The sequence below is a fragment of the Diaphorobacter sp. LR2014-1 genome (assembly GCF_002916785.1).
In the GTDB taxonomy this organism is placed as follows: Bacteria; Pseudomonadota; Gammaproteobacteria; order Burkholderiales; family Burkholderiaceae_C; genus Diaphorobacter; species Diaphorobacter nitroreducens.
Genome location: NZ_MTBE01000004.1, coordinates 139,073 through 154,031, shown reverse-complemented (window position 1 = coordinate 154,031; position 14,959 = coordinate 139,073). Strand labels below are relative to the sequence as shown.

14 protein-coding genes are annotated in these 14,959 nt (G+C 65.1%); 12 read left to right on the top strand and 2 right to left on the bottom strand.

What is annotated here, in order from left to right:
* The first annotated feature begins 108 nt into the window (after positions 1 to 108).
* From BV908_RS05475 to accD, 6 genes are all read left to right on the top strand, one after another.
* Positions 109 to 2,766 carry a FimV/HubP family polar landmark protein gene (locus tag BV908_RS05475; RefSeq protein WP_103737455.1) on the top strand — a complete coding sequence of 886 codons (2,658 nt, stop codon included), beginning with the start codon at positions 109 to 111 and terminating at the stop codon, positions 2,764 to 2,766.
* A 70-nt stretch (positions 2,767 to 2,836) separates the two neighbouring features.
* The gene (gene truA / locus BV908_RS05470; RefSeq protein WP_103737454.1) at positions 2,837 to 3,661 is read left to right on the top strand and encodes a tRNA pseudouridine(38-40) synthase TruA; all 825 of its coding nucleotides are present in this window, start codon (positions 2,837 to 2,839) and stop codon (positions 3,659 to 3,661) included.
* A complete protein-coding gene (locus BV908_RS05465; RefSeq protein ID WP_103737453.1) occupies positions 3,658 to 4,401 on the top strand; it encodes a phosphoribosylanthranilate isomerase in 744 nt (247 codons plus the stop codon). Before truA ends, BV908_RS05465 begins: the two co-directional genes overlap by 4 nt.
* A complete protein-coding gene (gene trpB, locus BV908_RS05460; protein WP_103737452.1) occupies positions 4,402 to 5,670 on the top strand; it encodes a tryptophan synthase subunit beta in 1,269 nt (422 codons plus the stop codon).
* On the top strand, positions 5,667 to 6,476 hold the full coding sequence (trpA, locus tag BV908_RS05455) for a tryptophan synthase subunit alpha (RefSeq protein ID WP_088886264.1): 810 nt from the start codon (positions 5,667 to 5,669) through the stop codon (positions 6,474 to 6,476). Before trpB ends, trpA begins: the two co-directional genes overlap by 4 nt.
* 60 nt (positions 6,477 to 6,536) lie before the next feature.
* The gene (gene accD / locus BV908_RS05450) at positions 6,537 to 7,409 is read left to right on the top strand and encodes an acetyl-CoA carboxylase, carboxyltransferase subunit beta (protein ID WP_088886263.1); all 873 of its coding nucleotides are present in this window, start codon (positions 6,537 to 6,539) and stop codon (positions 7,407 to 7,409) included.
* Between the two features lie 78 nt (positions 7,410 to 7,487).
* On the opposite strand, the gene BV908_RS05445 is transcribed toward accD, so the two are convergent.
* Positions 7,488 to 8,036 (bottom strand): YggT family protein, encoded by a 549-nt coding sequence (locus BV908_RS05445; RefSeq protein ID WP_011806363.1) that lies wholly within the window; start codon positions 8,034 to 8,036, stop codon positions 7,488 to 7,490.
* Positions 8,037 to 8,121: 85 nt separating this feature from the next.
* On the opposite strand from BV908_RS05445, the gene BV908_RS05440 reads away from it, so the two are divergent.
* Genes BV908_RS05440 through BV908_RS05430 form a run of 3 tightly spaced genes read left to right on the top strand, consistent with a single transcriptional unit; the run spans position 8,122 to position 11,189 of the window.
* Positions 8,122 to 8,769, top strand: coding sequence for an LON peptidase substrate-binding domain-containing protein (locus BV908_RS05440; RefSeq protein WP_103737451.1), 648 nt, complete (start codon positions 8,122 to 8,124; stop codon positions 8,767 to 8,769).
* Positions 8,770 to 8,775: 6 nt separating this feature from the next.
* Positions 8,776 to 9,879, top strand: a complete 1,104-nt coding sequence (locus tag BV908_RS05435) for a glycosyltransferase family 4 protein (protein ID WP_103737450.1) — start codon at positions 8,776 to 8,778, stop codon at positions 9,877 to 9,879.
* Entirely contained in the window at positions 9,876 to 11,189 is a 1,314-nt protein-coding gene (locus tag BV908_RS05430) for an exopolysaccharide biosynthesis polyprenyl glycosylphosphotransferase (protein WP_047350760.1), read from the top strand. The genes BV908_RS05435 and BV908_RS05430 overlap by 4 nt, the downstream gene beginning before the upstream one ends.
* Before the next feature lie 3 nt (positions 11,190 to 11,192).
* Here BV908_RS05430 and BV908_RS05425 read toward each other — a convergent pair whose 3' ends face one another.
* Positions 11,193 to 11,957, bottom strand: coding sequence for a methyltransferase domain-containing protein (locus tag BV908_RS05425; RefSeq protein ID WP_246867448.1), 765 nt, complete (start codon positions 11,955 to 11,957; stop codon positions 11,193 to 11,195).
* Between BV908_RS05425 and BV908_RS05420 the strand changes: the two genes are divergently transcribed.
* From BV908_RS05420 to BV908_RS05410, 3 genes are read left to right on the top strand one after another with little or no spacing between them, the layout of a single operon-like run.
* The gene (locus tag BV908_RS05420; RefSeq protein ID WP_103737448.1) at positions 11,928 to 12,923 is read left to right on the top strand and encodes a glycosyltransferase family 4 protein; all 996 of its coding nucleotides are present in this window, start codon (positions 11,928 to 11,930) and stop codon (positions 12,921 to 12,923) included. The genes BV908_RS05425 and BV908_RS05420 overlap by 30 nt on opposite strands.
* On the top strand, positions 12,917 to 13,789 hold the full coding sequence (locus BV908_RS05415) for a glycosyltransferase (protein ID WP_103737447.1): 873 nt from the start codon (positions 12,917 to 12,919) through the stop codon (positions 13,787 to 13,789). Before BV908_RS05420 ends, BV908_RS05415 begins: the two co-directional genes overlap by 7 nt.
* The gene (locus BV908_RS05410) at positions 13,786 to 14,937 is read left to right on the top strand and encodes a hypothetical protein (protein WP_246867447.1); all 1,152 of its coding nucleotides are present in this window, start codon (positions 13,786 to 13,788) and stop codon (positions 14,935 to 14,937) included. Before BV908_RS05415 ends, BV908_RS05410 begins: the two co-directional genes overlap by 4 nt.
* The last annotated feature ends 22 nt before the right edge of the window (positions 14,938 to 14,959 follow it).

Sequence of the window (14,959 nt, the reverse complement as noted above, 5' to 3'; positions counted from 1 at the left end):
ATTGATGCTATGGTGCTTTTTACATATTTTCACGCGCCTGGGCGGCTCGATCACGACCAGAAAAATACCGCCCCCTCGGCACCATCCATCTCTTCATTCGTCGCACACATGCATCGCTGGAAATTTTCTGTCCTGGCCACCGCGGCCATCCTCTCGGCTGGTCTTTACACCACCGATGCAAGTGCTCTCGCCCTGGGCCGCGTGAATGTCCAGTCGGCGCTTGGCGAGCCCCTGCGTGCGGAAGTCGAACTGCCCCAGATCACTGCTGCCGAGGCCGAATCGCTGCGCGTGAGTACCGCCAGTCCTGAAGTTTTCCGCAGCCAGGGCATGGAATATTCCCCCGCTGCGCACAGCGTGCAAGTGCAACTGCACCGCCGCACGAATGGCTCCATGGTGCTGCGCTTGAGCAGTACCCGCCCGGTCAACGATCCCTTCGTGGATTTGGTTATCGATGCGACCTGGAGTTCCGGTCATATCGTGCGTAGCTACACGATGCTGTTCGACCCACCGGCGAGCCGCCCGCAGGCGGCGGTGACCGCCGCACCTCAGGTAACGTCACCCCGTGCCGCGGCAACTGCGCCGCGCACCCCCGCCACCACCGCGGCGCCCGCGCCTGTCGCACGCCCAGCAGCCCCTCCCGCACCCGCCGTTGCCGGCCGTCCCACCCCCGCAGAGCCACCCGCGTCCGCTGGCGTTGACGAGATTCGCGTGCGCCCCGGGGATACGGCCGGCCGCATCGCGGAAGCCCATCGCCCCGCTGGCGTCTCGCTGGACCAGATGCTGGTAGCAATGATGCGCGCCAATCCGGACGCGTTCGTCAACAGCAATGTGAATCGTCTGCGTTCCGGCGCAGTGCTGCAGATGCCTAGCGAAACGGAGGCGCAAGCCACGGACGCCACCGAAGCTCGCAAGATCGTCGCCGCGCAAAGCCGCGATTTCAATGAATTCCGCCGCCGCATGGCTGCGACAGCTCCCAAGGCCGAGGTTGCGGCCGCAGAGCGCTCCGCGCGCGGCACTGTGCAGACCCAGGTGGACGAGAGCAAGCCCGCCGCTGCCGGCCCCGATAAGCTCACTCTCTCCAAAGGCAGCGTTCAGGCCCAGAAGACCGAGGAGCAGATGGCCCGCGACAAGCAGGCCGAACAGAACAGCGCCCGCATGGCGGAGCTGTCCAAGAACATCTCGGACCTGAACCAGCTCAGCGGCGCCTCCGCGCCAGCCGGCGCTGGCGCAGTTGCGCCAGGAGCCACGGCGCCTTCCGCCCCTGCCAGCCAGCCGGCGGTGGCAGTACCCGCCGCCGGGGGGCTGCCCGCGCCCGCTACCGCGGCTGCAAGCGCCGACATGAGCACCGCCACGGCAGAAGCTGCCGCACCAGCGCCCGAGGCCTCTGCCGCCGAGGCGGCTGTTCCCGCCGAAGCAGCATCTCAGGCCTCTGCCGCAGCACCCGCTCCCGCCGCCGTGGCCCCGCGTCCAGCCCCCCAGCCCGTTCCCTACGAAGAGCCCAGCTTCCTGGATGCCCTCACGGAGGACCCACTGCTGGCAGGAGGCGCACTGGCGCTCGTACTTGCGTTGCTGGGCTATGGCGGCTACCGCGTGGTCCAAAGCCGCCGCAACCAGGGTGCCCTGGACAGTTCGTTCTCGGAAAGCAGCCTGCAGCCGGATTCTTTCTTCGGCGCCAGTGGCGGCCAGCGTGTGGACACGGCCAACAGCGAACTCACGACCGGCTCCTCGTCCATGACCTATTCGCCCAGCCAACTGGATGCCGGTGGCGATGTGGATCCGGTGGCGGAAGCCGACGTCTACCTCGCCTACGGCCGTGACCTGCAGGCGGAGGAAATTCTCAAGGAGGCCCTGCGCCACCATCCAGAGCGCGTCTCCATCCCCGCCAAACTGGCCGAGATTTATGCCAAGCGCCAGGACCGCAAGGCGCTGGAGTCCGTCGCCAACGACGTGTTCAGGCTCACCAACGGTCAGGGGCCCGACTGGACCCGCGTGTCCGACCTGGGCCGTACGCTCGACCCCGAAAATCCGCTGTACCAGCCCGGTGGCCGTCCTGCCGTTGCCGCCAGCGCCACAGCGGCCGCTGCATCGACCGCGGCCTTTGCAAGCACGCTGGGCGCAGCAACTGCTCCCGCCGCACCCACGGGCGGACCGGACTCTGTGCTGCCAGACCTCGATCTGGATCTGGATCTCGATCTGCACGAAGCACCGTCGGCCCCGGCCCCGGCGCCAAGCACGTTTGCCATGGCCGCAGCCAACAACACCGCCGCAGCCGCGCCGATAGTGCCGGCCGCCCAGGCGCCCGTCCCGTCCCTTGATCTGGGCGACCTGGAACTACCCCAGGCCTCCTGGGACGAGCCAGCGGTGACGCCGCAGGCGACGACAGAGCCCGACGTGCAAAGCGAGCCTCTTCCGTTGAACCTGGACGATGACTTGTCCCTGATGGACTCCGGCGTCGCCCCCCTGACCAGCCGCGACGCGAAGGCCGCCACCTCGGAATCCCTGGAGTTCGACCTCGGCGATCTGTCGCTGGACCTTGACACCCCCACGGCGGCCGCTCCTGTTGCACCCTCGGTCGCCGCCAAGGCAGCGTCCTCCGCTGCCGACGCGCTGCCGGACGACCCTCTGGCCACCAAGCTCGCACTGGCGGAAGAGTTCAACACCATTGGCGACAGCGAAGGCGCGCGGGCCCTGGTGGAAGAGGTCATCGCCGAATCGTCTGGTGAGCTGAAGGCCCGCGCCCAGCGACTGCTCGCCGAACTGGGCTGATGTCCATGCGGCGGTGGGCACGCGGCCAGTGCCGCGCTGACGTGCCATTGCCCTCCGAAAGGAGCATCCGATGAGGATGGCCCTGGGCGTCAGTTACAACGGCCAGGCGTACAACGGCTGGCAGAGTCAGCCCTCTGGCAACACGGTGCAAGACCGTCTGGAAGCGGCCCTTGGCCGCTTTGCCACGCAGGAGGTGCACACGATCTGTGCCGGGCGTACTGACGCCGGCGTGCACGGGCTGATGCAGGTGGTGCACTTCGATACGGAACTGCAGCGTGCGCCGTTTTCATGGGTCCGCGGTACCAACACCTTCCTGCCGGCGGATATCGCCGTGCAGTGGGCGCAACCCGTTCCCGATGCCTTTCATTCCCGCGCCTGCGCCGTGGCCCGACGCTACGCCTACGTATTGCTGCAATCGCCCGTACGCCCCAGCGTCGATGCCGGGCGCGTGGGTTGGGTCTTTCATGCCCTTGATGAGCAGGCCATGCACAGGGCCGTGCAGCATTTGCTGGGCGAGCATGACTTCACGTCATTTCGCGCCTCGGCCTGCCAGGCCAAGTCACCGGTGAAGACATTGCACCGCATCGACATCACACGCCGGGCTCCGCCAGCGGGCGAGTCCACCGGCACCCACGGGTGTGTCCCCTGCTACTGGCGCTTTGAATTCGAAGGCAATGCGTTCCTGCACCACATGATCCGCAACATCATGGGCTGCATCGTCGCCATCGGCCAGGGGCTGTATCCGCCCGAATGGATGCGCACGGTGCTGGAGGCGCGGTCGCGCGACGCGGCTGCTCCTACCTTTTCGCCCGATGGCCTGTACTTCCAGGGCCCGGTATACGGCGCGGAATGGGGCCTGCCGACGCGCACGGCTGCGTATGATTGGTTGCCATGAGCAGCCCGACCGCAGCACTGAGCACCCCCGTCCACTCCACCGCGCGCACACGCATCAAGATCTGCGGCCTCACGCGCGAGCAGGACGTGGACGCGGCCGTCGCTAGCGGTGCCGACGCCGTCGGCTTCGTGCTCTATCCCGCGAGCCCGCGCGCCGTCACCCCAGAGCGCGCAGCGCAACTGGCCCGGCGGCTGCCGCCCTTTGTCACGCCAGTGCTGTTGTTCGTGAATGCCCGTGCTACTGATGTGATAGCTGCCTGCACTGATGTACCGGGCGCTACAGCACAATTCCATGGTGACGAAACGCCCGAGGACTGCCTGCGCTCCAGCGACGGGGGCCGCATTCCCTTCCTGCGCGCCGCGCGCATTCCCCTGGGCGAAGGTGCGGCACGGTTCGACCTCGTAAAATACGCCCACGATCACTCTCACGCCCGCGCCATCCTGCTCGACGCCCATGTCGAGGGCTATGGCGGCGGTGGCAAGGCATTCAATTGGTCACTCCTTCCAACAAACGTCGACTGTCATCTCGTTTTGTCTGGTGGACTCACGCCTGCAAACGTGACCGATGGCATACGGCAAGTGCGCCCGCGTTGCCGGGCGCTGGCCGTTGATGTCAGTTCCGGCGTGGAGGCCACGGGCCCCGATGGTCTGCCCCTGAAGGGGATCAAGGACGCCGGCAAGATCGACCGCTTCATCGCCGCCGTACGCGCGGCCGATGCGGCACCAGTTCCTTATTTGTAAATGCCTGCATATACCCAACCCGATGCTTCGGGCCATTTTGGCCCCTATGGCGGCAGCTTCGTCTCTGAGACGCTGACGCACGCCATCAACGAACTGCGCGAAGCCTATGCGCGCTACCAGAACGACCCGGAGTTCCTCAAGGAATTCCACTATGAGCTTGCGCACTTCGTGGGCCGCCCCTCACCGGTTTACCACGCGGCGCGCACCAGCCGCGAGATGGGCGGCGCGCAGATCTACCTCAAGCGCGAAGACCTGAACCACACCGGCGCACACAAGATCAACAACGTGATCGGCCAGGCCATGCTCGCCAAGCGCATGGGCAAGCCGCGCATCATTGCCGAGACCGGCGCCGGCCAGCACGGCGTGGCCACCGCCACCATCTGCGCGCGCTATGGCCTGGAGTGTGTGGTGTACATGGGCGCCGAGGACGTCAAGCGCCAAAGCCCCAACGTCTACCGCATGAAGCTGCTGGGCGCCACCGTGGTGCCCGTCGAGTCGGGCAGCAAGACGCTGAAAGATGCGCTCAACGAGGCCATGCGGGACTGGGTGGCCAACGTGGACAACACCTTCTACATCATCGGCACCGTGGCAGGCCCCCACCCCTATCCCATGATGGTGCGTGACTTCCAGAGCGTGATCGGCAAGGAATGCCTCACGCAGATGCCCATCATGCTGGCCGAACAGAAGATCGCCGCCGAGCAACCCGACGCCGTCGTGGCCTGCGTGGGCGGTGGCAGCAATGCCATGGGCATCTTCCACCCCTACATCCCGTTCGAGAAAACCCGCCTGTTCGGCGTGGAAGCCGCAGGCGAAGGCCTGGACAGCGGCAAGCATTCCGCCAGCCTGCAGCGCGGCTCCAGTGGCGTGCTGCACGGCAACCGCACCTTCATCCTGCAAGATGAGAATGGCCAGATCACGGAGACGCACAGCATCAGCGCCGGCCTGGACTACCCTGGAGTGGGCCCCGAGCACGCCTGGCTGCAGGAAATCAAGCGAGCCGAGTACGTGGGCATCACCGATACGGAAGCTTTGGAAGCCTTTCACTACCTGTGCCGCACCGAGGGCATCATCCCGGCCCTGGAATCCAGCCACGCCGTGGCCTACGCGCTCAAGCTCGCCAAGACCATGACGCCCCAGCAATCCATCCTCGTGAACCTGTCCGGCCGCGGCGACAAGGACATCGGCACCGTGGCCGACCTGTCTGGCGTGGACTTCTACGACCGTCCCTCCATGCGCGGGTTGACCGTCAAGGGAGGACCCGCCGCATGAGCCGCATCGCTGACACTTTTGCAGAGCTGCAGTCCAAGGGCCGCAAGGCGCTCATCCCCTACGTCACAGCAGGCTTTCCCTTCGTCGACATCACACCGGCCCTGATGCACGGCATGGTCGAGGCCGGCGCCGATGTGATCGAACTGGGCGTGCCCTTTTCCGACCCGATGGCCGACGGCCCCGTCATCCAGAAGGCGGGCGAGAAGGCCCTGGCACTGGGCGTGGGCCTGGCCCAGGTGCTGGAGATGGTGCGCAGCTTCCGCCTGCGCAACAGCACCACGCCCGTGGTGCTGATGGGCTACGCGAATCCGGTGGAGCGCTACGAGCAACGCCACGGCAAGGGCGCCTTCGCCCGCGACGCGGGCGAAGCCGGCGTGGACGGTGTGCTGATCGTGGACTACCCGCCCGAGGAGTGCGAGCAGTTCGCCGCCGACCTGCGCGGCCACGGCATCGACCTGATCTTCCTGCTGGCGCCTACCTCCACGGCGGAACGCATGCAGCAGGTGGCTCGCGTAGCCAGCGGCTACGTCTACTACGTCTCGCTCAAGGGCGTGACCGGCTCCGGCGCGCTGGACACGGCCGCCGTCGAGGCCATGCTGCCGCGCATCCGCGAGCATGTGAAGGTCCCCGTCGGCGTGGGCTTTGGCATTCGCGATGCTGCCACCGCGCAGGCCATCGGCCGCGTGGCCGATGCGGTGGTCATCGGCAGCCGCATCATCCAGCTCATCGAAGACCAGCCCCATGAGAAAGTGGTCGGTATCACCGTGGATTTTCTGCGCGGGGTGCGCAAGGCGCTGGACGCATAATGACGGCCCTGCGCGCCGGCCACGGCCCGCGCGCAGCCGCGATCTGAACAGAGGAAACCTATGTCCTGGCTCGAAAAACTCCTGCCCTCCAAAATCCAGCAGACCGACCCTACCGAGCGTCGCCAGATGCCCGAGGGCCTGTGGATCAAGTGCCCGAGCTGCGAGAACGTGCTCTACAAGACTGATCTGGAGCACAACGAAAACGTCTGTCCCCAGTGCGGCCACCACCACCGCATCGGTGCCCGTGCGCGGCTCAACGCCTTCCTGGACGGCGAGGGACGCTATGAGATCGGCCAGGAAGTGCTGCCGGTCGACGCTCTCAAGTTCAAGGACAGCCGCAAGTATCCCGAACGCCTGAAGGAGGCCTTGGAGAACACCGGCGAGACCGACGCGCTCATCGTGATGGGCGGCGCGGTCAAGAGCATCAACGTCGTGGTGGCCTGCTTCGAATTCGATTTCATGGGCGGCTCCATGGGTTCCGTGGTAGGCGAGCGCTTCGTCCGCGGCGTGGAAACCGCCATCGAGCAGAAGGTGCCCTTCATCTGCTTCACCGCCACGGGCGGCGCACGCATGCAGGAAGGCCTGCTCAGCCTGATGCAGATGGCCAAGACCAATGCGGCCCTCACCCGTTTGGCCAAGAAAGGCCTGCCCTACATCAGCGTGCTGACCGACCCTACCATGGGTGGCGTGTCGGCCGGCTTCGCCTTCGTGGGGGATATCGTGATCGCCGAGCCCAAGGCACTGATCGGCTTTGCCGGCCCGCGCGTGATCGAATCCACCGTGCGCGTCACATTGCCCGAGGGTTTCCAGCGCGCGGAGTTCCTGCAGACCAAGGGCGCTGTGGACTTCATCTGCGACCGCCGCGAACTGCGCCAGACCGTGGCGCAATGCCTGTCCATGCTGCAGCGCCTGCCGGCCGACGCGGTAGCCTGAACCACGGACATCAAAAACAATAGCTGTTAGCGCTTGCTGGACGGGCGCTAGCAGCTATTTTTATTGAGAACAGTGTCGCTACATCATGACGCTGGCCTGCAGATGCCCCAGCACGATCATCACGACCTGCAGCAACACCAGCACCACCAGCGGCGACAGGTCCACCCCGCCCAGTAGCGGTAGAACACGGCGCACGGGGTGCAACAACGGCTCGCACAGGCGGGTGATCACATCGCTGATGGGCGATCGCGTCTGCACCCACGAGAGCACGGCATAAACGATCAGCAAGCCCATCAGTCCCGACACGGCCACGCGCGCCAGGCCAAAAAGCGCCATCCACGGCAGCCAGGCCAGTCCTATCCCCCCGCCCACCAGAAGCCACAGCAGCAGATACTGGACCAGTTGCAGCAGCACCGCCGCCGCAAGGCAGGACAGATCCCACCGCCCCGCCGACGGAACGAGCTTGCGCAGTGGCAGCACCAGCCAGTCGCTCAGGGCAAACACGAGACGGCCCACGGGATTGGCAAACGACACCCGCTGCAGCTGCATGTACAGCCGCAACAGGCAAGCCCCGGTAAGCAGGCCGCTGGCAACGTCGAGGAGAAAAGACAGAATTTGAAACAGCATGGCCGATTAGCAAATAGGTCGACCCCGTTGCGGTGCGCCGCACACGGGTTCAACGTGGGATGATAGCGACGCTACGCACGCCGCCATGTCCGATCCCCTCACGCTGACCTCCCTGCCCCTGTTTCCGCTCACCACCGTGCTGTTTCCCGGTGGTGTTCTACCGCTGCGTGTGTTCGAGGTGCGTTACCTGGACATGGTGCGCAAATGCCACCGCACGGGTGCCCCCTTCGGCGTCGTGGCCCTGGCCCGCGGCCATGAGGTGCGCCAGGCGGGAGCCCTGCCGGATACCCTGTACAGCGTCGGCACATTGGCCATGATCGAGCATTTAGAAGAACTGCAAGCGGGGCTGATGCACGTACGTTGCCGGGGGATCGCCCGCTTTCGTGTCCTGCGCCAACAACTGCTGCCCCACGGGCTGTGGACCGCCAATGTGGAACAGATCCCTTGCGACACGCCGGTCCAAGTTCCCCCAGACTTGCAGCGTGCAGCTAGCACACTGACGCAGGTGTTGTCGTCATTGCGCGAGCAGGCGGCAGGAGCAGCCGGGGGACCAGCCGCACACGCACAGCCCTCACGCACAGATCTCCAAGACTGCGGTTGGCTTGCCAATCGCTGGTGCGAGTTATTGCCCATTCCGTTGGAACTCAAGCAGCAGCTCATGCAACTGGACAATCCGCTGGTGCGGCTGGAGCTGGTGAGTGACATCCTGGAACGTACCGGCATTTCTGGCTAGCGTTGCATGCAGGCCAAACTGAAGGTGATGCAAGTGATCACCAAGGGCGAACGAGGAGGTGCCCAGACCCATGTGCGCACCTTGTGCCAGGCTCTGGCCTCCCGCATCCATTTCAGCGCTGTCATTGGCGGCACGGGTCCCACGCCGCTCGAAAGCGACCTACACACGCTGGGACTGCCGATTTACCGCCTGCCAAGTCTGCGCAATTCGCTGGCGCCCTGGCATCTGTTCCGTTCGGTACTGCAACTGCGCGCCCTGATCCGCGAGCACGAACCCGACATCTTGCACGCGCACAGCGCCGTATCGGGCGTAGTCGCACGCCTGGCGGGCAGACTGTGCCGCAAGCCCGTGATCTACACAGTGCATGGCTTCGCTTTCAAACCCGAAGTACCCCGGGTACGCCGCGCAGTGGCGTGGTGCTGTGAATGGTTGCTGGCGCGTTGGACGGAGCACATGGTGTGTGTATCGCAGCACGAGCGACAACTTGCCCGAGGTTTGCCGATTCGCGCTAACCGGCTGACCGTCGTACCCAATGCCATAGAAAACAATAGCCAACGCGCTCAGCCTGGGCTGGAACCCGTGCGCGTCGCCATGGTAGCCCGGCTGGCCGCACCCAAGCGCCCCGACCTGCTCCTGCATGCCCTGGTCCGGCTGCGCGATGGCCTGGGGCATGAGGTAGCGGCTAGCATCATTGGCGATGGCCCGGATCGCACGGCCTTGCAGGCGCTGGCATCCGGGTTGGGCTTATTTCAAGTGAGTTTCGTGGGCGACGTGGATGATGTGCCCCAGCGCCTCGCGCATCACCACCTTTTCGTGTTGCTGTCTGACCACGAAGGTCTTCCCATCTCCGTGATCGAAGCCATGCGGGCGGGGCTGCCCGTCGTGGTCAGTCGACTGCCTGGGATGGCGGAATTGCTCCCCTCCGAACAATACGGATTCCTGGTGTCCAATGACGTGGAGGCCATCGCTCAAGCCATGGAGCGCCTAATCCGCAGCCCCGCGCTGCGCGAGCAAATGGGCCGAATGGCCCGCCGCCATTACGAAGAACATCATGCCCCGGAACGCATGGCGTCGGCCATACTCGCCATCTACACCCAAGTCCGTGCATGACCCAGCCTGTTGTCACCTCCCGACCCTGCGCCGAACCCGACCCGGCACGGCGTGATGGCGCGCTGTTGTGGTGGAGCCTGCTCGGCCTGTTGCCTCAAGCGCTGGGTTACGCCATAGCGCACAAGATGCAACACGCAGGCTGGGTCACACCGCTGTTCCCCGCCACCGTGCTGTGGTGTGCGGTGTCCTACCTGTTGGCAACACGCTGGCTGCACCAGGGTGCCCATCTACCGCCGCGGGAGCAGGGTGGCTTTTTGCTGGTGGTGATCACGGTGGCCTTTCTGCTCACCCCGTTGGGCTTTGCACTGCTGCAAGCGCCCTATTCGCGCGGCGCCGTATTGATGGCCTACATGCTGGCCTTGGCTTGGCTGCTGTGCGGGCATGCGCTGTGGGGGACCCGTCGTACGCTGCACCTGGCCTACGTGGATGCCGACTTACCCTACGTCCTGCGCCAAATGCTGCGCCCGCAGGAGCAAGGCGATGACCGACTGCGCCTGACCAGCTGGGTGGCCGGACTACCAGCGCGAAAACAGCGCGTAGCCGTGGACGGTGTGGTGCTAGACCGGCTGGCTGATCCCGACCCGCAACGCCAACAATGGATCAGCGAGCTCAAACTCCAGCGCATCCCTCTCTACAGCGCAGAAGCGGCAGCGGAAATGCTGTCGGGCCGCAAAATCACCGGGACGCTGGGCGAGCAAGATCTATGGCAACTGACCAATTACCCTGCTTACGACATCGCCAAGCGCATGCTGGACTTGGGCCTGACCCTCATCACGATGCCGCTATGGGTTCCGCTGTGTATGGCCACGGGGCTGGCAGTGAAGTTAGATTCACCCGGCCCCATGTTGTACTCGCAGCAGCGCATGGGTCGCCACGGACGCAGCTTCCGCATATGGAAGCTGCGCAGCATGCGTCACGAGCCTGCCAGCCACATCGTTCAGTTCGCCAAACAGCAGGACGACCGTATCACGTCAGTTGGCCGCTTCATCCGCCGCACGCGGCTCGATGAACTACCCCAGCTCTGGAACGTACTGCGCGGAGAAATGAGCCTCATCGGCCCCCGTCCCGAGCAGGCAGAGTTCGCGCACCACTTTGCCGCAGCCATGCCCGCCTACCCCTACCGCCACTTGATGCGCCCCGGTCTCACGGGCTGGGCGCAGGTGCAGCATGGCTATACCGATAGCGCCGAGCAGACCGCTATCAAGCTGAGCTATGACCTGTATTACGTGACGCACTGCTCCATGGCTCTGGATCTGCTCATTGCCTACAAGACGGTGCGCACGGTGCTCACAGGTTTCGGAGCGCGCTAGTTGTCAACGTGCCTTCACTCGCGCAACCAGCACATCCGCCCACAACGGCCTGCGCACTGCCAGCCGATGCAACAGGCGCCCCTTCATCGTCCCCGGCGCCGCCACCTGGCAGCTGTGCAGTTCGGCGCCCACTAGCCCTGCATCCGCCAGCACCTTCAGTAGTGTGAAGGGTGAAAACCACGCCCGATGGTCGGTGTTGACATGCTCCACCCCGCACACGCCGTGAAGCGCATTGCGCAGGGACAACGCATTGGGCACACTGACGACGAACTCCGCCTCTGGCAGGCACTGCGCCAGCCGACGCAGGAACGCGGCGGGGTCAGGCAGATGTTCAATTACATCAGGCACCAGCACCATGTCGGGCGCACACCGGGCCAGCACCTGCGGGGCCTCGGGAGCGAACACGTCGAGCTGCTGCACGTGGTCAAAACCCAGGCTGCGCGCCGTGTCCACAGCGGTGGCGTTGATGTCGATACCATGGCAAATCCGTGCGTTGCGGCTGAGAAGCGCGTGCAACCAACTGCCGTCGGAGGCGCGACGTGCAATCAGTGGTGCATGGTCGGCAAAGCCCACATGCAGCACGCACTGCTGCGCGACCCAGCCGGCCAGCAAATCACCGCGTGGCTGGGCATGTCCGATAATCCCCGGCCTGAAAGGCAAATCGTCGCTGAAAGCCTCGCCCAGCAAATAGGTTTCAATGTGTGGCATCGTGCGATTATTGGCGCGCCCTCCACCAGAATGCACACGCGCTACATCCTGTTGTTGCAAGAAGACATGGCCGTTGGCGGTATTCACACCGCCACACAGACGCTGGCGAATGCACTGCGGTGCGCAGGCCAGATACCGGTCGCCTTGGCCCTGCGCAATACGCACATCGGAGCGCTACTGCGTGCCGTTTGGCGGGCCGACATCATCGTAGCCACGAACGGCTTTCTGCCGTCCTATGCAGCCTGGCTGCTGGGCATGCTGCTGCGCCGGCCCGTGGTGGCATGGCTTCACGGCCCCACGCAGGAGGTGCTGGAGCACGCCCATGCCAGTGCTGCCAAACGCGCCTGGCTGCGCTGGCTGTATCGCCGACTACGCTGGGTGGTGTTCGTCTCAGCCCACACACGCGACTCGTTCCTTGAATTCACGGGCGGTGCAGCGGCAGGGCAACGCCTGGAGGTGATTCCTAACGCCCATCCTGATTGGCAGCCCGCGCCAATGGGCGCGTCACCGCAATACCTGGGTTTCGTGGGCAGGCTTGCGCCGGAGAAGCAGCCCGAATTGCTGGTGCAGATGCTGCGCTTGCTGCCGACTACTTATCGGCTTTGCATGGTAGGCGATGGCCCTTCACAACCGGCGCTGTGTGCAGCCGGTGCTGACCTGCAGCAAGTCGGCCGGCTGGAGTTGCGCCCTTTTCACCTCGTACAGGCCTCGGTGTACGCCCCATGGCAAGTTACCGTGCTCGCATCGCTCTACGAAGGCTGCCCCATGGCAGCGCTGGAATCGCTGGCCGCTGGCAGGCCCTGCGTAGGCCTGCCTATCCCCGCGCTGCGCGAAATGTTGGGGCCAGACATGCCCTATGCGCTGGCCCACGACTGCAGCGCGGCTGCGCTCGCTCGCGCCGTGCAAACCGTGTGCGCCATGCCACCCGAACAGCTGGCGCACGACATGGCCCAGGTGCTGCGCCGCTACAGTCCTGAGCGCTTTTCGCATAACTGGCAACGCGTGCTGCAGGAGGCGGCGTGCTGATCCACTTCATTCACCCCGGCAGCGCTTACCTGCCCGAACTGGCGGCATATGGCGACTTCCTTGCGGCGCTGGGGCACAGCGCGCAGGTGCATTCCCGCCCTGCGAGCGTGCCTGCAGATGCGGTCATCTGCTGGTGGATGTGCGGCCGCGTGCCGCACGACGCGGCGCGGCGGCTCAGCCATGCCTTTCACATCCATGAATACGCATCGGCTTCAGTACCGCCCTGGCCTAAGGTCAAGGACCGGGCCAAGCGCGCCCTGCAGCCCGTGCCGCAGTACCGCCTTTTCCAGAATACCTGGGTGCGCGATCGGCTGGGATTTTCCGACGGCGTGCCGTACGAGTTCCGTGACATGGGCGTGGAGCCGTCCTTTCTTGCCACGTGTGCGAGACGGGCTGCGCCCGAGTTCGACGGAGTCTATCTGGGGGACATGCAACGCCTGCGGCAGTTTGTGCCACTCTTGACCGCACTACAACAGGCAGGCCAGCGCACTCTGCTGATTGGCGAGCCGCCTGTCGATCTGCGTAAAACACTGCACACCTTGGGGCACGTCACGGGTCGCGTTCCGCACGGTCAGGTATCCACCCTGCTGCGCCGCGCGCGCTACGGACTGAACCTGGTTCCTGACCAATTGCCGTACAGCCAACAGACGTCCACCAAACTCATCGAATACTGCGCGGCAGGTTTGCCAGTGGTCAGCACCGACTACGACTGGGTGCGGGCCTTTGAAGCGCGGCACGGAGCGCGCTTTGCCTACCTGCCCATACCAGACATCGCTGGCTGCGTGGTGCCTGATGTATCCACACTGGCATGGCCGCGCGTACTTGAACGACTGGCACTCTGGCGCCGCCTGGGGCTGTGCCCGTGAACCACACCTCGCTGCTGATGGCCGGAGCCAGCCTGATCGCGCTGATCGCACAAGCGCTCATGGGTGCGGCCATGCTCCACTTCTTCACGCCCACGGCGGCAGGCCACTTCGCCGTCGTAGCACAAGTGGCGTTTTTCTGGGTCACGCTGGCACTGGCACAAAGCCCACTTCAGTTCCTTGCCGACGCACACCTGCCCCCACAGCGGGCGCTACGTGCTGCTCTGCGCGCCAGCCTGCTGCGCTGGATACTGCTGCTGCCCCTGGTGGCCACAGCCCTATGGTGGTCGAGTCCCGTCCTCCCTTTGGCCACCGTGGTGGCCTGGGCCGGGCTGCTAGCGCTGTTGCAAATGGGCTGGTACCTGGCCCAGCCCTGGGTATTGCGCACGGCATCACCGATGTCCGCCGCCTGCGTACGCGTAGTCCCCCCCTTGCTGGCGCTGGCGCTGGCCGCCGGGCTGGGTGTGCGTGGGAACGCTGACAACGCCACCGGCCTACTGGCCGCGGCGGCGTGCGGCTATGCAGTGGGGGCGCTCTGGTTGCTTCACGGTAGCCGCACTGACCGTCCACCTCAATCCGCAGCAAGGCAATCCGACGGCCGGAGCGCTCTCTTGCGCATGGCGCACGCGGTAATGGATGCCGTGGCCGGCGTAGCTCTGGTGTTGGCCTGGCAGCGGCAGCATGGCACGGCGGACGCCAGCTATCTGGCAGTGCTGCTACGGCTGTTCGGCTTAATGCCCGCCATCGTGCACGCGGCATGGTCACAAGTGCTGCTGGCACAAGCGCGACCCTCACGCTTGAAGTCGCTGGGCGTAGGAATGGGAGCTGCCCTGGTCACAGGGCTGATCGGTCTGGGGAGCGCCGCCGTACTGCAGACCACGCTGCTGGCGCCTACATGGCAGGGCCTGCTGCCCTATATCCTGCCCATCATGCTGTGGCAGGGTAGCGCATGCATCTTCGCGGCACTGAGCCATCGGCCCTTCCAGCAGGGACTGGCGCGCCGCTACTCATTGCTGACCATAGGTTTCAATATCATGCAGATAATGGTGCTGCTCGCCCCCATGGGTTGGACGCCGCAGGTGCACCTGTGGTGGCTCGCCGGCCTTTGCACCGCTGGGCTGCTGATGCTGTCGGCCTGGATGGCAAAATAGAGGGTTTCTGCCCAAGTTCCAG